The organism is Clostridium tertium (assembly GCF_902652255.1).
Taxonomy (GTDB): Bacteria; Bacillota; Clostridia; order Clostridiales; family Clostridiaceae; genus Clostridium; species Clostridium tertium_A.
On the sequence record NZ_CACRTO010000013.1, the window covers coordinates 56,194 to 73,588 of the forward strand.

19 protein-coding genes are annotated in these 17,395 nt (G+C 28.3%); 17 read left to right on the forward strand and 2 right to left on the reverse strand.

Annotation, left to right across the window (positions count from 1 at the left end; genetic code table 11):
• Positions 1–4 precede the first annotated feature (4 nt).
• From GPX08_RS05185 to GPX08_RS05230, 10 genes are all read left to right on the forward strand, one after another.
• On the forward strand, positions 5–421 hold the full coding sequence (locus GPX08_RS05185; RefSeq protein ID WP_156625777.1) for a DUF3785 domain-containing protein: 417 nt from the start codon (positions 5–7) through the stop codon (positions 419–421).
• Between the two features lie 544 nt (positions 422–965).
• Positions 966–1,349, forward strand: a complete 384-nt coding sequence (locus GPX08_RS05190) for a hypothetical protein (protein WP_156625778.1) — start codon at positions 966–968, stop codon at positions 1,347–1,349.
• A 462-nt stretch (positions 1,350–1,811) separates the two neighbouring features.
• Positions 1,812–2,060: an iron-only hydrogenase system regulator gene (locus tag GPX08_RS05195; RefSeq protein WP_156625779.1), complete on the forward strand. Its 249-nt coding sequence runs from the start codon at positions 1,812–1,814 to the stop codon at positions 2,058–2,060.
• 43 nt (positions 2,061–2,103) lie between these two features.
• Positions 2,104–3,213: a [FeFe] hydrogenase H-cluster radical SAM maturase HydE gene (gene hydE / locus GPX08_RS05200; protein ID WP_156625780.1), complete on the forward strand. Its 1,110-nt coding sequence runs from the start codon at positions 2,104–2,106 to the stop codon at positions 3,211–3,213.
• A gap of 23 nt (positions 3,214–3,236) precedes the next feature.
• Positions 3,237–4,613 (forward strand): [FeFe] hydrogenase H-cluster radical SAM maturase HydG, encoded by a 1,377-nt coding sequence (hydG, locus tag GPX08_RS05205; RefSeq protein WP_156625781.1) that lies wholly within the window; start codon positions 3,237–3,239, stop codon positions 4,611–4,613.
• An 11-nt stretch (positions 4,614–4,624) separates the two neighbouring features.
• Positions 4,625–5,833 (forward strand): [FeFe] hydrogenase H-cluster maturation GTPase HydF, encoded by a 1,209-nt coding sequence (hydF, locus tag GPX08_RS05210; protein WP_156625782.1) that lies wholly within the window; start codon positions 4,625–4,627, stop codon positions 5,831–5,833.
• A gap of 32 nt (positions 5,834–5,865) precedes the next feature.
• Complete coding sequence (locus GPX08_RS05215; protein ID WP_156625783.1) at positions 5,866–7,104, forward strand: NAD(P)-binding protein; 1,239 nt, start codon at positions 5,866–5,868, stop codon at positions 7,102–7,104.
• Between the two features lie 304 nt (positions 7,105–7,408).
• On the forward strand, positions 7,409–8,119 hold the full coding sequence (locus GPX08_RS05220; RefSeq protein WP_156625784.1) for a hypothetical protein: 711 nt from the start codon (positions 7,409–7,411) through the stop codon (positions 8,117–8,119).
• Between the two features lie 15 nt (positions 8,120–8,134).
• The gene (locus tag GPX08_RS05225; RefSeq protein WP_156625785.1) at positions 8,135–8,935 is read left to right on the forward strand and encodes a hypothetical protein; all 801 of its coding nucleotides are present in this window, start codon (positions 8,135–8,137) and stop codon (positions 8,933–8,935) included.
• Positions 8,920–9,531, forward strand: coding sequence for a DUF4004 family protein (locus tag GPX08_RS05230; protein WP_156625786.1), 612 nt, complete (start codon positions 8,920–8,922; stop codon positions 9,529–9,531). Before GPX08_RS05225 ends, GPX08_RS05230 begins: the two co-directional genes overlap by 16 nt.
• 193 nt (positions 9,532–9,724) lie before the next feature.
• On the opposite strand, the gene GPX08_RS05235 is transcribed toward GPX08_RS05230, so the two are convergent.
• Both GPX08_RS05235 and GPX08_RS05240 read right to left on the reverse strand, forming a co-directional pair.
• Positions 9,725–10,285, reverse strand: coding sequence for a chromate transporter (locus tag GPX08_RS05235; protein ID WP_156625787.1), 561 nt, complete (start codon positions 10,283–10,285; stop codon positions 9,725–9,727).
• 2 nt (positions 10,286–10,287) lie between these two features.
• The gene (locus GPX08_RS05240) at positions 10,288–10,854 is read right to left on the reverse strand and encodes a chromate transporter (RefSeq protein ID WP_156625788.1); all 567 of its coding nucleotides are present in this window, start codon (positions 10,852–10,854) and stop codon (positions 10,288–10,290) included.
• 129 nt (positions 10,855–10,983) lie between these two features.
• Between GPX08_RS05240 and metA the strand changes: the two genes are divergently transcribed.
• The 7 genes from metA to asrC all read left to right on the forward strand — a co-directional run bounded on the left by metA (position 10,984) and on the right by asrC (position 17,086).
• Entirely contained in the window at positions 10,984–11,910 is a 927-nt protein-coding gene (gene metA / locus GPX08_RS05245) for a homoserine O-succinyltransferase (RefSeq protein WP_156625789.1), read from the forward strand.
• Positions 11,911–12,182: 272 nt separating this feature from the next.
• Positions 12,183–12,596 (forward strand): DUF2871 family protein, encoded by a 414-nt coding sequence (locus GPX08_RS05250; protein ID WP_156625790.1) that lies wholly within the window; start codon positions 12,183–12,185, stop codon positions 12,594–12,596.
• Positions 12,597–12,707: 111 nt separating this feature from the next.
• Entirely contained in the window at positions 12,708–13,400 is a 693-nt protein-coding gene (locus tag GPX08_RS05255; RefSeq protein WP_156625791.1) for a helix-turn-helix domain-containing protein, read from the forward strand.
• A gap of 118 nt (positions 13,401–13,518) precedes the next feature.
• Complete coding sequence (locus GPX08_RS05260) at positions 13,519–14,295, forward strand: nitrite transporter NirC (RefSeq protein WP_156625792.1); 777 nt, start codon at positions 13,519–13,521, stop codon at positions 14,293–14,295.
• A gap of 12 nt (positions 14,296–14,307) precedes the next feature.
• Positions 14,308–15,315 carry an anaerobic sulfite reductase subunit A gene (gene asrA / locus GPX08_RS05265; RefSeq protein WP_156625793.1) on the forward strand — a complete coding sequence of 336 codons (1,008 nt, stop codon included), beginning with the start codon at positions 14,308–14,310 and terminating at the stop codon, positions 15,313–15,315.
• Position 15,316: 1 nt separating this feature from the next.
• On the forward strand, positions 15,317–16,111 hold the full coding sequence (gene asrB, locus GPX08_RS05270) for an anaerobic sulfite reductase subunit B (protein ID WP_156625794.1): 795 nt from the start codon (positions 15,317–15,319) through the stop codon (positions 16,109–16,111).
• Between the two features lie 12 nt (positions 16,112–16,123).
• A complete protein-coding gene (asrC, locus tag GPX08_RS05275; RefSeq protein WP_156625795.1) occupies positions 16,124–17,086 on the forward strand; it encodes a sulfite reductase subunit C in 963 nt (320 codons plus the stop codon).
• Positions 17,087–17,395: the final 309 nt, after the last annotated feature.

Below are 17,395 nucleotides of genomic sequence, written 5' to 3' on the forward strand. Positions count from 1 at the left end.
TAATATGGAGTACAAATTTATATTTAATAATAAGGAATATGTTTTAAGTGAAGATAATCTAGAGTATTTTGCTAATGATGAAGAAAAAGAATTAAAGAATATTGAAGTGAATGATATTTTAAATTTATTGAAAAATAGTGAAGAAGTAGATTTCCAAAGTGCTTATTATGAAAGCTGTTGCAGTAATTGTAAAGCTGGAAAAGAAGAAAAGAAAAAGGTGTTTGATTTCTTAGAATACTATTTTTATGCTTATGGTAAAGATGGTAAGTTTGTTACAAGTAGTATTGATAATGAGTATGATAAAAAGTCTTTTACTAGACTTAGTATGGAAGGTGTAGTTGATACCAGTTATTTAGTTACTATTATGGTTTGTAGACATTGTAGTACTTATGCAATTGAAATAGAAGAATTTGAAGTATAATAAATGTATTAAAAGATTAATTCAGTATAAAATACATTTGAAAGGATGTGTTTTATATGAAAAAGAACTCTATTAACCCGTTGCAAAAAGGTGAAAGAAGACAGAGGCTTAATAAGAAACAAGATAATGTTGGTAATGATAAAAATAAGTCTGAATATAAAGATTTTGATGGAAACCCATTGTAAAAAGAGCTGTGAAAACAGCTCTTTTTACAATTAATAATTAATAATAAAAAGTTTCTTAATTACTTTTAATAAATAAAACGGAATTAAGAAACTTTTTGAAGAAGATAGGATATTTATAATCCCTTATAATTCTATTTTTATACTTATATTAAGGAGGATGAATTTTCTTAAAATATATGGAACTGGGATTATATCAGACTTTGTTAGTACTGTATAGTCCTTATTTTACAAAAAGTAGTCCTTTTTTTAAAAAAATTGCAAAAAAATAAAGGTTATTTGAATTTTTTGTAGAATATTATTGTTGTATGTGTATGCTTTACAGTTTATAAATTATAAGACAATATTAAAGGGGGATAAATATGAATAAAGTTGCAGAGTGTTCTGTTATTATAAAAGATGACTTTAACAATATCTTTTTAGTTATGAAGAAGACAAAGAAAAATGCACCTAAGTATTGGTATAGTGTTTCAAGAAAAATAAAAGGCAAGGAGTCAGAAGAAAAATGTGTGACTCGCGCTATAAAAGATGATTTAAAATCTATAGTATTTAATTTAGACAGAATAGGTGAAATAACTAATAGTATAACAAATGAAAAATGTGCAGTCTTCAAGGGGGAACTAAAAGAAAAAGTAATATTAGGTAAAGATCTTGAAGAAGGAAAATGGGTTAGCATATCAGAAGTACATAATTATGATTTAGCTCCCGATGAAAAAGAAAAGTTAAAATTATTTTTTGACATATAAGTTATAGGAGTTTTTCGAATTTAGTATAGATAATTTTGAGAGACTCCTATATTTATTATTTTAAATTTAATACACTTTGTCAAATAATTAACTATTGACATATAATAAACTAATCTTTATGATGTAAATATAGAGTAATAAATACTCATTTTTTTGGAGAGTGTATGATATCTTCATATATTTGTTTATTTATTATATTTATAAATGTTAAAAAAATAATTATATATCTAACAAAAAAGAGAAATCTGATTTGAAAGAAAGTTGAAATATTGTATTAATAATAAAGGCTATGAATTAGTTAATTTATAGCTAGTTTATGCTATTCTTGGTTAAACTAATAGCTTTTATTATTAATATATAGCCTGTTTTCTTTTAGAGGAGACAGGCTTTTTCTTTTATTAAGTTCTTAAGAAATATATTAAATTTTTATAATTAAAAATAATTAGTTCGGGGGAATGTAGTATGAAAATAGGTGTAATTAGTGCAATTCTTGAAGAACCTAGCAAATGCAATTCTGAATTTAATGAAGTAGTTGCTAATTTTAGAGGAAGTATTAAGGGAAGAATGGGCATACCTCTAGAAAATGAAACTTCTATTGTTTCTATAGTAGTTGTTGGTAGCTTAAATGAAATTAATAGCTTAACGGGAAAGCTTGGGAATATTAGTGGAGTTACTGTAAAAACAGCGATCAGTAAAAAAGAAATAGATTAATGAAAAATATTTAATATAAAATAGCTTATTTTGGAGGATTTTAATGAAGGTAAAAGAGATAATAGATAAATTGTATTTAGAAAATAATGCGAGTTTTGAAGAATTATTATTTTTACTAGACAATCTAACATCGGAAGATAAGGTTTACTTAGTAGAAAAAGCTCATGAAACTAGGATGAAAACTTATGGCAATACTGTCTATATGAGAGGGCTTATAGAGTTTACGAATATATGCAAAAAGAATTGTATCTATTGCGGCATTAGAAGAGAAAATAAGTATGCAGATAGATATAGATTAACACTAGAGGATATTTTAGAATGTGTTGAAATAGGTGATAGACTTGGATATAAAACCTATGTACTTCAAGGTGGGGAAGATGCTTATTTTACTGATGAACGAATGATTGAAATTATTAGAGCTATTAAAGAAAAGTATCCTAATAATGCAATTACATTATCTCTAGGAGAAAGAAGTTATGAATCTTATAAGAAAATGTTTGAAGCAGGTGCTGATAGGTATCTATTAAGACATGAAACTGCTACAAAAGAACTTTATGACTCTCTTCATCCAGGAGCAAGCTTTGAAGAAAGAAGAGAATGTTTAAATAATCTTAAAGAAATAGGATATCAAGTTGGAGCTGGATTTATGGTAGGTCTTCCTAACCAAACAAATAGTGATTTAGTTAATGACCTACTATTTGTTAAGGACTTTGAACCTCATATGTGTGGTATAGGACCTTTTATTCCACATAAGGATACTCCATTAAAAGATGAAAAAGGTGGAACTCTAGAAATGACTACAACAATGTTAGCTATAATTAGATTATTATTGCCTAATGTTTTACTGCCATCTACCACGGCTCTTGGAAGTATAGATCCAGTAGGAAGAGAAAAGGGATTAAAGGCTGGAGGCAATGTAGTAATGCCAAATCTTTCTCCAACTAGTGTAAGAGAAAAATATTCATTATATGATGGAAAGATATGTACAGGGGATGAAGCTGCTGAATGCAGAAAGTGTATTGAAGGAAGAATTAATAAAGCTGGTTTTAGAGTTGAAATTACTAGAGGTGACAATGTAGCTTGGGCTAAGGAAAATGGATATCATAAGGTTACTAAAGGTAATATTCAGCTTGAAAATATAAAGTTAATATAAAAATTACAATACGGGGGTGTACTATGTTTATTGATTATGAGTATATTGAAAGAATTTTAGAAGAAGCTAAGGGCGCTAAGGGAGAAGATATTAAAGCTGTTTTAGAAAAAGCTAAAAAAAGAGATGGATTATCATATGAGGATATAGCTATTTTATTACAAGCAGAAGATAAGGAAGATTTAAATGAAATATTTAAGTTAGCAGGAGAAATAAAAGATTCTATATATGGTAAGAGAATAGTTATATTTGCTCCACTTTATGTTAGTGATTATTGCGTAAATAACTGTGTTTATTGTGGATATAAAAGAACAAATGACTTTAATAGAAGAAGATTAACTATGGAAGAAGTAGCTGAAGAAGTTAAAATCTTAGAAAAAATGGGACATAAAAGACTTGCATTAGAACTTGGTGAAGATCCAGTTAATGCGCCTATAGATTACGTTTTAGAGTGTTTAGAAACTATTTACTCAACTCAAAATGATAACGGAGAAATTAGAAGAGTTAATGTAAATATAGCAGCTACAACAGTAGAAAATTATAAATTACTTAAGGAAGCTAAAATCGGAACTTATATATTATTCCAAGAAACATATCACAAACCAACATATGAATTAATGCATCCTAAATCATTAAAGGGAGATTATAATTATCATACAACTGCCTTTGATAGAGCTATGGAAGCTGGAATAGATGATGTTGGTGGAGGGGTTCTTTTTGGACTTTCTGATCCTAAATTCGAAGTTTTGGGACTTATGATGCATAATAAACATTTAGAGGAAAAATACGGAGTAGGATTCCATACTATATCTATGCCTAGATTAAAACCAGCTTCAGGAGTTACATTGCAAGAATTCCCTCATTTAGTAGATGATGAAATGTTTAAGAAGTTAGTTGCAATTATTAGAATAGCTGTACCATTTACAGGAATTATAATGTCTACTAGAGAAACAGCAGAAATGAGAAGAGAGTTAATAAAATATGGTGTATCTCAACTTAGTGCAGGTTCTAGCACTGGAGTTGGAGGATATAAGGAAAGAGAAGAGGGAAGAGAAACTCTTCAATTTAAGACTTCAGATGATAGAACTCCTTTAGAGGTAATAAAATCAGTATTAGATGATGGATATATTCCAAGCTATTGTACAGCTTGCTATAGAAGAGGAAGAACTGGTGAAAGATTTATGAAGCTTGCAAAGTCAGGAGAAATACAAAATGTATGTGAGCCTAATGCTATGACTACTCTTTTAGAATTTGCTATAGACTATGGTGATAAGGAAATATTAGAAAAAGCTGAAGCTGTTGTTAAGACTGAAAGAGAAAGAATTAAGAGAAAAGATATTAGAGATATTTTAGATAAAAATATAGAAAGACTTAGAGCTGGAGAAAGAGATCTTTATCTATAGGAGGTGTATTTATGAATTCAACACCAAATGCAAATAGAAAGCATATTGCAATTTACGGTAAAACTAATGCTGGTAAATCTTCTTTAATTAATAAACTATTGGGACAAGAAGTATCCTTGGTTTCAGAAAAGGAAGGTACTACTACAGATCCAGTACAAAAGGCTATGGAGTTAATACCTGTAGGACCAGTATTGTTTATAGATACTGCTGGATTTAATGACGAAAGTGATTTAGGAGAAATAAGAACTAAGAGAACTTTAGATATTTTAAAAAGAACAGATATAGCAATATATGTTTTTGATATTTTAGATATAGATTTAGATGAATTCACTAAGGTTAAAAGAAGCTTTAAAAAATATAATATACCATTTATTACAGTTGTTAATCAAATTGATAAAATAAAAGAAGAAGAGTTAGAGCTTATAAAGGAGAAATATAAGGACTATATATTCCTATCAGCAGTAACAGGGGAAGGTATTGAAAAGTTAAAAGAAAATCTAATAAGGATTTTAAAGGAAGAGGATGAAGAGCTTCCTATAGTTGGAGACTTACTTCCTTATGATAGTAAAGTTATACTTGTAGTTCCAATAGACTCTGAAGCACCAAAAGGAAGATTGATTTTACCTCAAGTTCAATGTATAAGAGATTGCTTAGATCATGGAATTAAAAGTTATGTAGTTAGAGATACAGAATTGAAATCAGCATTAGAAGATATAAATAATGTTGATTTAGTAATAATAGATTCTCAAGCTTTTAGAGAAGTAGATAAAATAGTACCAAAGGAAATAAAATTAACTAGCTTTTCTATGCTATTTGCAAGACAAAAGGGAGACTTTGAGGAATTCATTAGAGGAGCTTTTAAAATTAAAGATTTAAATAAAGACTCTAAAATCTTAATAGCTGAAAGTTGTACCCATAATGTGTCCCATGAGGATATTGGAAGAGTTAAGATTCCTAAATTAATTAATAAGTTTGTAGGTGCAGAATTAACTTATGATTATAGCATTTTTCATGACTTTCCTGAGGATATAGATAGGTATGACTTGATAATTCACTGTGGCGCATGTATGATAAATAGAAAAACAGTAATAAATAGAGTTAATACATGCAAGGAGAAAAATGTTCCAATAACTAATTATGGAATAGTATTGGCTTATTTAAATGGAATACTGGAAAGAAGTTTATCTTTGTTCAATATCAAAATTGATGATATAATGTAAAAAAACCAGAATGAAATTAAAGGAGTTTGTTAATGAAAGAATTAGTTATTGAAGCAGATAGGTGTTATATTTGTAAAAATCCAAAATGTAAACTTAATTGTCCTATTGGAACTCCGATTCCTGAAATAATAACTTTATTTAAAGAAGGACAAATTGCTAAGGCTGGAGAAATGTTATTTAAAAATAATCCTTTATCTTTAGTATGTTCAATAGTTTGTCCTCATGAAGATCAGTGCAGAGGAAACTGTATAAGAGGAATTAAAGGAGAACCAGTAAGCTTTTGTAGCATTGAAAGACATATATCAAAATATTACTTAGAAAATGTAAAACTTGAAAAAGAAAAAGAACTAGATGATAGAATAGCAATTATAGGTGGAGGCCCTGCTGGAATAACGATTGCCTTTATATTAGCTCAAAAAGGTTATAAAATAACGCTATTTGATTCTCATGATAAAATAGGTGGAGTAATGCGTTATGGAATTCCAGAATTTAGACTTCCAAAGAGCATATTAGATCATTATGAAGAAAGATTAATTGAGCTTGGAGTTAAAATTAGACCTAATACTTTAATCGGACCAGTTCTAACATTAGACAAACTTTTCTATGATGGATATAAGGCTGTATTTATTGGTACAGGAGTTTGGAACCCTAAGACTTTAAATATTAAGGGAGAAAGCCTTGGTAATGTACATTATGCTATAGATTATTTAAAATCTCCTGAAGTGTATAACTTAGGAGAAAAGGTATGTGTAATTGGTGCTGGAGATGTAGCAATGGACTCAGCTAGAACTGCTATAAGAAATGGAGCTAAGGAAGTTTATATCCTATATAGAAAGGGTATAGAGAACGTACCAGCTACTAAAGCAGAACTTGAAGGTGCTGTTAAAGATGGAGTAAAGTTTGAATTCTTTAAATCTCCTACTGAACTTACTGAAGAAGGCGTAAAATATATAGCAACTAAAAATGAAGTATCTGAAGATGGAACAGTAATAACTGTTAATATTGACGGAGAAGAAGGATTATTTGAATGTGATTCTATTATAATTTCTGTTAGTCAGTCACCTAGAAATAACATTGTTTCAAATACAAAGGGATTAGAAACTAATAGATGGGGATTACTTTTAGCAGATGAATTTGGACATACTACTAGAGATGGTGTATTTGCATCAGGTGATGTTGTAACTGGAGCAAAAACTGTAGTAGAGGCAACAGCTCATGCTAAGATAGTTGCTGAAGAAATAGAAAAATACATTAATAGTAAAAGTGAATAATTTAGAATGAATAATTAAGTAAATAAATTGATCTGAATTATAAAGATAAGTTATATGATAAGCTGCTATTTGGCAGCTTATTTTTTTAGTTTTTTCTTTATAATAGCAAATATAAAATATCAATAAAATTAAATATGCTTTTATAGGGGAGTTTAGATTCACTTAGACTATAAGTCTAAAGTAATAAATTTTTTATAAAAAAATCTTTACAATGTAACAATGTTACGATAATATTATAATATAAAAGTGAAAGAGATAATTTTTTATAATATTGAATGAAACAATGTTATGTTGGAGGTTGTTTATGAATAATATTGATATTAATGGATTAGGAAATATAAATGGTGGAAATTACGATAGTGTAGGGATTAACGGTATGGGAACTATTAATAGTGATCTAATATGTGATGAACTCTCTGTAAATGGTAAGGGAAAGACTTTAGGACGAATTAATACAAAATCTATGGATGTAAATGGACTACTTACTTGTTATGACGATATTGAAGTAAAAGAACCTTTTGAAATAAATGGAGTTCTATCATCAAAAGGGGGGCTTAAGGGACAAAGTGTTATAGTAAATGGAAGAGCTTCATTTAATAAGGGAGTTAACGTTGATAAGGTTGAAGTAAATGGAGATTTCATTGCTGGAGAAGATTGTCAGTGTGGAAGCTTTTACTCAGAAGGAAGGGTGAGAGTTAAGGGGTTACTTTCAGGTGATAATATAGAACTAAATTTATCTTTGACTAACGAAATAAACGAAATAGGTGGAGAAACATTAAAAGTAAGGAAGGCTAGAAGATTAATTAGGGTTTTATTTTTTACAAAATCACGTAGAAGTAAACTTATATCTAATGTTATAGAAGCAGATGATATATATTTAGAGCATACAAAATGCAATGTAGTTAGAGGGAAAAACATTAAGATTGGAGATGGATGTGACATCGGCAAGATAGAATATTCAGGAGAACTAATTATTAATGGAAATTCTAAAATAAGAGAAAAGTTTAAAGTATAGAGGGAGATATATAATATGTATAATGATACAAAAATTTTTGGTGATGGTGTTATATCAGAAGGAAAGTATAACAAGATAAAGGTAATGGGTAATAGTACTACTAATGGCAATATAGAATGTGAAGAGATGGTAATTATGGGGGATGCAGAAATTAATGGTTCTATTACAGCTAAAAAAGTAAAAATTATGGGGGACTCAAGATTCCATGATAAGATAAATATAAATATTTTAACTACTTTAGGTGATTGTAATTTAGAAGAAGATTCAATACTTGGACTAACTAAGATTAAGGGTGATTTAAAAGCTAAAAAAGATTTAGAAGTTAGAGAAGATTTGAATATAACTGGTGAAGTAAGCGTACAAGGAAGATTAAAAGGAAATAATATAAAAGTTTTAGGAGAACTAAGTGTAGTTAAAGCTTTAACCTTTGATAATATTAATATTTTAGGTGAACTAGAAACTGATGGAAATTGTGAAGGTAACAATTTTTATAGTAAGGGAGGTTTAAAAGTTAAGGGTTTATTATCAGCTGATAAAATAGAAATAACTCCTAAAAGCAGATGTGTTATAGAAGAGATAGGTGGAAGTGAAATTATTATAAGAAAGTCTAGATGGATTGACTTTGGATATGGTAGTTTAACTAGTAAAGTTATAGAAGGTGATAATATAACACTTCAAGACACAGAATGTGAAGTTGTAAGAGGTCATAATATAACTATATTAGAAGGGTGCTCAATTGGAAAGGTTGAATATACAGGAAAGATAACTATAGATAAGAAAAGTAAGGTGGTTGAGGAAGTATGTCTGAAGAATTAATTTCAAAGAAAGAGCTTTTAGATTTAACAGGAATATCTTATGGACAATTATATAGATGGAAGAGGAAGGACTTGATTCCAGAAGAATGGTTTATAAAAAAGAGTGTATCTACTGGGCAGGAAACTTTTTTTCCAAGAGAAAAAATAATTGAAAGAATAGATAGGATAATAGAGCTTAAGGATGAAGCCTCCTTAGATGAATTAGCATATAGATTTTCTAATACTATTAAAGATATTAAGATAACTAGAAGTTATCTAGTAAATGTAATAAGAGAAGATATAATAATTAAATTTGAAGAAATTATAGATGTTCCAAATGTTTATGAGGAAAATAATATATTTGCATTATTTTTATATAACAAGTTAATTAATTTAGGAAGCTTAAGCCTTTTAGAAATTAAGGAAATAGTTCAAATAGCTAATAAGGATTATAAATTAATAGATAATAAAGAATATGAGCTAATTATAAAGAGAAAACTTGGAGTATGCTACTATTATGTTAATGTAGATAAGCTACAATTATTTAATGATGAAGATTCTATCCTTATTGCAAAAATAAATATAAATGATTTAATAGAAGAAATTAAAAAAATCTAAAATATTAAATAAAAAGAGGCTGTCGATTGAACAATGAATAATGAAGAATGAAAAAGTTCCATCTGGAGTTTTGAAAAAGGATTATTGATTATAAATTGGACTGTTTTTGCAACAGCCCTTTTTGTATTTTATTGATAAAACCCCTTGTTTAAAAACAGAGGGTTTTTAAATTGCATATGAATAATATTTTAGGTTATGTATATAAAAATAAACCTATTAGTCCCGAGATTAAAATGATATTTAAGGTATTTAACTTAAATTTTCTAAGTAAAAACATTGAGATGGAGAATATTCCAACCGCTAGTAAGTTAATACTTTCAAAATCAAAATTAATATTAGATTGTCCAGTAAAAGATATTAGAATTATAGTACCAGCAGCAGCAATAATTAAACCGATTGATGTAGATCTTAAACCTTTTAAGACATTTGAAATTTCATCTACATCATTATTTTTTCTAAAGAATCTAAAAAGAGTAATTGAAACAAGTACACCTGTAATAACACAAGCAAAAGAGGCTACTATAGCGCCAGGTGTTCCACCTAGTCTTATACCAACAAAGGTTGAAGCATTTATTGCAAGAGGTCCAGGAGTCATTTGAGAAATAGTTAATATATCAGTAAATTCTTGCAGAGTAAGCCACCCTTGAGTATCGACAATTTCTTTTTGGATTAAAGGTACGATAGCGTAACCTCCTCCAATACTAAAGGAACCAATCTTTAGAAATATTAAAAATAAATCAAATAGTATATTCATATCTACTTAGCCTCCTTTCTTTTTCTTATAAATGCCTGACTAAAGCTTAGTATAGCTCCTATAACTAAAATTAGTATTACATTAACATTAAAGAAAAAACTAGCTATAAAAGATACTGGTACTAAAAGAGTAAGTAATGTATTCTTTTCTTTAAACACAGTAAGACTCATGTCTATTACTAAATCAACAATGGCAGCAGCTACACCAGCCTCCATACCTTTTAGAATAGCAGAAATATACAGATTACTTCTAAATGCATCATAAAAAACAGAAATAATAGACAAAATTATAAGGGGTGGTAATACTGTACCTATACAAGTAATAATAGCCCCTGAAATTCCTAGGAATCTATATCCTATTAATGATGATAAGTTTACAGCAATAGCTCCAGGTGATGATTGAGCAATAGCAGCCATATCTAATAGTTCATCTTCAGTTAAGATTTTCATATCAGTTACTAGATATTTTCTGAAAAAAGGAATAATTACATAGCCACCACCAAAACTAAAACAGCTTACATAAAAAGTAATCTTAAAAAGCCTAAAGTAAAATTTGAAATTTTTTTCCAATTGTCAACCTCCTTTACATAAGACTCTATTAATAGTATATACTCAATTTAGACTTTAAGGAAGAATATAGCATAAATGCTTTTAAAATAAAATGAATTATGATTTAATATTTTATAAGGAGGGGGTTATATGCCGATTAAAATTCCAAAAGAATTACCAGCTTTTAAAGTTCTATCTAATGAGAATATATTTGTAATGAATATAGAAAGAGCACAAACGCAAGATATAAGACCTTTAAAAATAGCAATATTGAATTTAATGCCGATTAAAATTCAGGCTGAAAATCAATTGCTTAGATATTTATCAAATACTCCAATTCAAGTGGAAGTTACACTTCTGCAAACGAAAACCTACACTTCACAAAATACTCCTATAGAGCACTTAGAAAAGTTTTATAATTATTTTGATGAAGTTAAGGATCAAAAGTTTGATGGGTTAATAATAACTGGGGCACCTGTTGAGACTTTAAAGTTTGAAGAAGTAGCATATTGGAGTGAACTTGAAGAAATACTAGAGTGGAGCAAAGAAAATGTATTTTCTACCCTTCATATTTGTTGGGGTGCGCAAGCTGCATTATACTATCATTACAAGATAAATAAGCATCCATTAGATAAAAAAATATTTGGAGTATTTCCACATAAGGTGAATAAGATAAATGAGGATCTGACAAGGGGTCTTGATGATATTTTTTATGCACCCCATTCAAGACATACTACAACGTTAAAAGAAGATATAGAAAAAGTTAATGAACTTGATATTTTGGCAGAGTCAGAAGAAGCTGGAGCATTTATCATTGCAACAAAGGATAAAAGACAAGTCTTTATTACAGGACATTTAGAGTATGATAGATATACTTTAATGGATGAGTACTTAAGGGACTGTAGTAAGGGGATGGAAATAGCTATCCCTAAAAATTATTTTCCTGAAGATAATGAAAAAGAAACTCCAATAGTAAAATGGAGGGGAAGTGCCAATATAGTATTTGGAAATTGGTTAAATTACTGTATTTATCAAAATACTCCATTTGATTTAGAAAAAATTAATAAACTATATTAAGAATGTGTAGTAGAATCAAAAATAAATAATTAATAATTAATAATTAATAAAAAGACTCTATTTAGTAGTTTTTTAAATAGCATTACTTTTAGTAATTTAAAAGAGATTACATTAATAATTATTTATTTTTTACTTTTAATTTCTAAAGGGACTGTCTTGTGGCAGTTCCTTTTAAAATTAATAATAATATAATTTCCATTGAAATAATTATTAATTAATTATATAATGACTATTAAATAATAATATTTATTCAACAATATAGGAGGACGAAAATGAAAAAGTATTTTAATTTATCAACTGTTTATTTAGTATTAGGACTAGCTATGGGAGTATTTTATAGAGAGTTTACAAAGATTAATGAATTTCAAGGAGGAACAGTATTATCTGTAGTTCATACACATGCCTTAACTCTAGGATTTATTTTCTTTATAATAGTACTTCTTTTAGAAAAGAATTTTACTTTATCAAGTATTAAAGGATTTAAGTGGTGGACAATCCTTTATAATATTTCATTAATTTATACTTTAGCTGCTTTAACAGCAAGAGGTATAATGCAAGTAAATGGTACAGATTTTGCAGGACTTAGCCACATTGCAGGATTAGGACATGTACTATTAACTATAGCATTTGTATGGTTTGTAATCATAGTTAATAAAGCAATAAAAGTTTCTGAATCTAATAAATAATTTTAATCTGATATTAGTTTAGTTGTAAGTAATTAATAAATACTATAATATATAATTTATTAGAGAATTTATTAATAAAAATTAACTTATATAAGACTGGGGTTATTTATTATGAAAGAGGTTTGTTTAGAGCCGATAAGAAGTATGAAGATATTTAATAAAATATCTAAATCTTCTATTGAAGACTTAGCTGATATATGTGAAATGAAGTGCTATCAAAAAGGAAGACATATATTTAGAGATAAAGAAGAAATTAAGAAGGTTTTTATAGTTTATAAGGGGAAAGTTTCTCTATATAAGCTTAATGAATCAGCTCAAAAGAAAATTATATTTATATTAGGTGAAGAAGATATAATAAATGCTGTTGTTTTAGATGATTTACCTGCTTCAATTAATTGTGAAGCTTTTGAAAATGTTGAGATACTTGCTTTTGATAAAGAGAGATTTGAAGAAGTAATGTCAAGAGATTTTGAACTTACTAAGGTAGTAATGTCATCCTTAACTATAAAAGTTAGAAGATTATATAGGCAATTAAAAAATTCAACTCCTATAAAAGTAGAAAAGAGAGTGGCTGCAAAGCTTTGGAAGCTTTCTAAAGATTATGGAGTAGAAGTTGAAAATGGTGTTTTAATAGATTTAAAAATAAGTATAACATATCTAGCTGATATGTTTGGAGCTTCTCGTGAAACTATCTCTAGAGCATTAAAAGTTCTTCAGGATAATAATCTTATTGTAATAGATAAGAAGAAAATAATAATTAAAGATAGGGATAAGCTATCTAGTTATTTCAAGGGATATAAGTAATTAAATAAAATATATAAAATTTTAGAAACTGTGATAATTATCACAGTTTTTATTTTTGTTTAAGATTATAATTTTTATATGACATTGTGATTATAATAACAATCTTGGAGGGAAGTAAATGTTTAACGATGAATTAAATAAGGTTTCATTAGCAGCAAAAGCAAAGGCTCAATTATTAAAGGAAAACAAACTTGGTTATTTCATTAGTTCAATGCTAGCAGGGATCTATGTTGGATTAGGTATAATGCTTATTTTCACAATAGGAGGATTATTAAATTCAGTAAATTCACCGGCAACTAAAATTGTTATGGGATTATCATTTGCAGTTGCACTTAGTTTAGTTGTTTTTGCAGGATCAGAATTATTTACAGGTAATAATTTTGTAATGGCAGTAGGAACATTAAATAAGTCTGTAACTTTAGGTGAAACAAGTAAAGTATGGATAGTAAGCTTTATTGGGAATCTAGTGGGTTCAATCCTTGCGGCAACTTTATTTTATATGGCAGGATTAGCTACAGGTCCAGTCGGAGAATTTATTGCTAAAACTTCAGAGGTTAAGATGTCTCTTCCAGCTACAGAATTATTCTTTAGAGGAATACTATGTAATATGTTAGTTTGTTTAGCTATATGGTGTACTTTTAGATGTAAAGAAGAAGTCTCTAAATTAATAATGATATTCTGGTGTTTATTTGTATTTATAACTGCAGGTTTTGAACACAGTGTAGCAAATATGACGTTACTTACTATAGGGTTACTTTCACCTTTAGGACATGCGGTAAGTATATCTGGCTATGCCTATAATATTTTAATTGTTACTTTAGGGAATATGGTAGGAGGAATTTTATTTATAGCAATACCATACTTCATAATTTCAAGAAAGAAAAAAATAAGCTAAGAGGTGTTTATAATGGGATATAAACTTAAGGTAGAAGAATTTAATAAAGGACTAGAAGAGTTATCAAAGAAATACAAAATATATGCACCAAAGATCTTTGAAGGACAAGGGAAATTTTCAGATACAGATATAGTTAGATATGGTGAAGTATCAAAAATAGAAGAAATAGAATTTAACAAAAAATCTAATTTTTCTTATAAGGAGGTACTTCTTCCAATAACTCAGACATTATTTTTCTTTACAGAAGATGAGGTTAAAGAACCTAATGTTGATGAAAAATCTATATTAATATTTTTAAGAAGCTGCGATATGCATTCATTAAGAAGAATTGATGATATTTACTTAAGAAACAAGTTTGAAGATCCATATTATAAAAAGCTTAGAGAAAAGGCTAAGTTTGTTCTTATAGGCTGTGAAAAGAGTTTTGAAAATTGCTTCTGTGTAAGTATGGGAACAAATAATACGGATGAATATAATGTTTATGTAAAACAAGCAGGAAATGAAGTATGTTTAGATATAAAAGATAAAGAATTTGAAGAGGTATTCAATAACTTGAATATTGAATCATTAGAAGTTACTCCTGATTTTGTTAAAGATAATGAAATCAAGGTAAATATTCCGGAGAACTTAGATTTAGATATAGTACAGTCAAAGGTTTGGGATGAATATTCAGAAAGATGTATAGCTTGCGGAAGATGTAATTTTGTTTGCCCTACTTGTACTTGCTTTACTATGCAAGATTTATTTTATAAGGATAATGGAAAAGTAGGAGAAAGAAGAAGAGTCTGGGCATCTTGTCAAGTTGATGGTTATACAGATATGGCTGGAGGTCATAGCTTTAGAAAAGAAAAAGGACAAAGAATGAGATTTAAAGTTCTTCATAAGGTTTATGATTATAAAAAACGATGGGGATATCATATGTGTGTAGGATGCGGAAGATGTGATGATGCTTGTCCTGAATACATTTCATTCTCCAATTGTGTAAATAAATTAGAGAAAGCTATGGATGAGGTGAAGTAATATGAGTAAAAATGAATATATTCCATTTATTTCAGAAATACTTGAAGTTATTAAACATACAGAAATTGAATACACTTTCAGAATGGAATTTAAAGGTGATGTAAAACCTGGGCAATTCTTCGAAGTATCATTACCTAAGTATGGGGAAGCGCCTATATCAGTTAGTGGAATAGGTGAAAATTATGTGGATTTAACTATAAGAAGAGTTGGTAAAGTAACAGATGAAATATTTAATAACTATGTAGGAGATAAACTTTTCTTAAGAGGACCTTATGGAAATGGATTTGATATAAATAATTATAAAGATAAAGAAGTAATAGTAGTAGCTGGGGGAACAGGACTTTCACCAGTTAAAGGAATAGTAGATTACTTTTCAAAAAATACTGAGGATTGTAACAGATTTACTTTAATATCAGGATTTAAATCACCTAATGATATTCTTTTTAAAGAAGACATAAAGGAATGGAAAAAGAATATTAATCTTATATTAACAGTGGATGGAGCTGAAGAAGGTTATGAAGGTAGAGTAGGTCTTGTAACTAAATATGTACCAGAGCTTAAAATTGAAGATATTGAAAATGTGCAAGTAATAGTAGTAGGTCCACCAATGATGATGAAATTTACAGTTTTAGAATTTTTAAAGCTTGGAATTAAAGAAGAAAATATATGGATTTCACAAGAAAGAAAAATGTGCTGTGGAATAGGTAAATGTGGTCACTGCAAGATGGATGATACTTATATTTGCTTAGAAGGACCTGTATTTAACTATTCAAAGGGAAAAGAATTAATAGATTAGGAGGAGACATTTATGGACATAAATACTAAAAAGCTGAAGAAAAATGCCTTTAGAGTTACTAAAAGAAGAGGGATGACAGCTTCTAGAATAAGAGTTCCAGGTGGATTCTTAAAGGCTGAATACTTAGGATTAATTCAAGAAATTGCAGATAAATATGGAGATGGAACAGTTCATTTAACTACTAGACAAGGATTTGAAATTCCAGGGATAGATATGGATGATATTGCAGAGGTTAATATCTTACTTCAACCGATAATAGAAGGTTTAGAAATAAATCAAGAGGTAGAAGGTAAGGGATATACGGCAGCTGGAACAAGAAATGTATCTGCTTGTATAGGAAATAAAGTTTGCCCATTTGGTAATTATAATACTACTAATTTTGCTAAGAAAATTGAAAAAGCTATCTTCCCAAATGATTTACATTTTAAAATAGCTCTAACAGGATGTCCTAATGACTGTATTAAAGCTAGAATGCATGACTTTGGAATTATTGGTATGACAGAGCCTCAATTTGATAAAGAAAAATGTGTATCTTGTGGAGCTTGTGTTAAAGCTTGTAAGAAGAAATCAACAGGGGCTCTTCATCCGGAAAACTTTAGACCAGTTAGAGATCATAGTAAATGCATTGGTTGTGGAGAATGTGTAATTAATTGTCCAACAGGAGCATGGACTAGAAGTAAAGAAAAATATTATAGATTAGCTATTATGGGTAGAACAGGTAAGAAGAATCCAAGATTAGCTGAAGATTTTATAGTATGGGTTGATGAAGAAAGTATAATTAAGATAATTTTAAATACTTATAAATATGTTGAAGAGTATATAGATAGAAATGCTCCAGGTGGCAAAGAGCATATAGGTTATATAGTAGATAGAACGGGGTTTATGGAGTTTAAAAAATGGGCTCTAGAAGGTGTGAATTTATCAGATAAAGCAGTATTAAAAGATAATATTTACTGGAGTGGAATAAGATACTAATATAAGTAATTACCTATAAAATTAATAATAAATAAGTATTAGACAATTATAAGAATAAATATGTAATATATAATAGAAGATAGATATAAAGGTTAAAAAATATAAGCTAATGTATTAGAAAAATAGATTAAGGTAAATTAACTATAGTTATAATGAGGAGAATCTTATAAAGTAATTTATCTAAGAAGGGAGATGTATCAAAATTTATTATTTTAATAAATGTGATACATCTCCTTTTATAAAATAGCATTAGAAAAGTAAAATGAAATTAATTTTAAATAGGAGTATAATAAAATTTATATTATAAAT

Excerpts from the sequence above, each read along its gene's own strand:
- GPX08_RS05185 (WP_156625777.1), top strand. The coding sequence starts at position 5 with ATGGAGTACAAATTTATATTTAATAATAAGGAATATGTTTTAAGTGAA.
- GPX08_RS05190 (WP_156625778.1), top strand. The coding sequence starts at position 966 with ATGAATAAAGTTGCAGAGTGTTCTGTTATTATAAAAGATGACTTTAAC.
- GPX08_RS05195 (WP_156625779.1), top strand. The coding sequence starts at position 1,812 with ATGAAAATAGGTGTAATTAGTGCAATTCTTGAAGAACCTAGCAAATGC.
- hydE (WP_156625780.1), top strand. The coding sequence starts at position 2,104 with ATGAAGGTAAAAGAGATAATAGATAAATTGTATTTAGAAAATAATGCG.
- hydG (WP_156625781.1), top strand. The coding sequence starts at position 3,237 with ATGTTTATTGATTATGAGTATATTGAAAGAATTTTAGAAGAAGCTAAG.
- hydF (WP_156625782.1), top strand. The coding sequence starts at position 4,625 with ATGAATTCAACACCAAATGCAAATAGAAAGCATATTGCAATTTACGGT.
- GPX08_RS05215 (WP_156625783.1), top strand. The coding sequence starts at position 5,866 with ATGAAAGAATTAGTTATTGAAGCAGATAGGTGTTATATTTGTAAAAAT.
- GPX08_RS05220 (WP_156625784.1), top strand. The coding sequence starts at position 7,409 with ATGAATAATATTGATATTAATGGATTAGGAAATATAAATGGTGGAAAT.
- GPX08_RS05225 (WP_156625785.1), top strand. The coding sequence starts at position 8,135 with ATGTATAATGATACAAAAATTTTTGGTGATGGTGTTATATCAGAAGGA.
- GPX08_RS05230 (WP_156625786.1), top strand. The coding sequence starts at position 8,920 with ATGTCTGAAGAATTAATTTCAAAGAAAGAGCTTTTAGATTTAACAGGA.
- GPX08_RS05235 (WP_156625787.1), bottom strand. The coding sequence starts at position 10,285 with ATGAATATACTATTTGATTTATTTTTAATATTTCTAAAGATTGGTTCC.
- metA (WP_156625789.1), top strand. The coding sequence starts at position 10,984 with ATGCCGATTAAAATTCCAAAAGAATTACCAGCTTTTAAAGTTCTATCT.
- GPX08_RS05250 (WP_156625790.1), top strand. The coding sequence starts at position 12,183 with ATGAAAAAGTATTTTAATTTATCAACTGTTTATTTAGTATTAGGACTA.
- GPX08_RS05255 (WP_156625791.1), top strand. The coding sequence starts at position 12,708 with ATGAAAGAGGTTTGTTTAGAGCCGATAAGAAGTATGAAGATATTTAAT.
- GPX08_RS05260 (WP_156625792.1), top strand. The coding sequence starts at position 13,519 with ATGTTTAACGATGAATTAAATAAGGTTTCATTAGCAGCAAAAGCAAAG.
- asrA (WP_156625793.1), top strand. The coding sequence starts at position 14,308 with ATGGGATATAAACTTAAGGTAGAAGAATTTAATAAAGGACTAGAAGAG.
- asrB (WP_156625794.1), top strand. The coding sequence starts at position 15,317 with ATGAGTAAAAATGAATATATTCCATTTATTTCAGAAATACTTGAAGTT.
- asrC (WP_156625795.1), top strand. The coding sequence starts at position 16,124 with ATGGACATAAATACTAAAAAGCTGAAGAAAAATGCCTTTAGAGTTACT.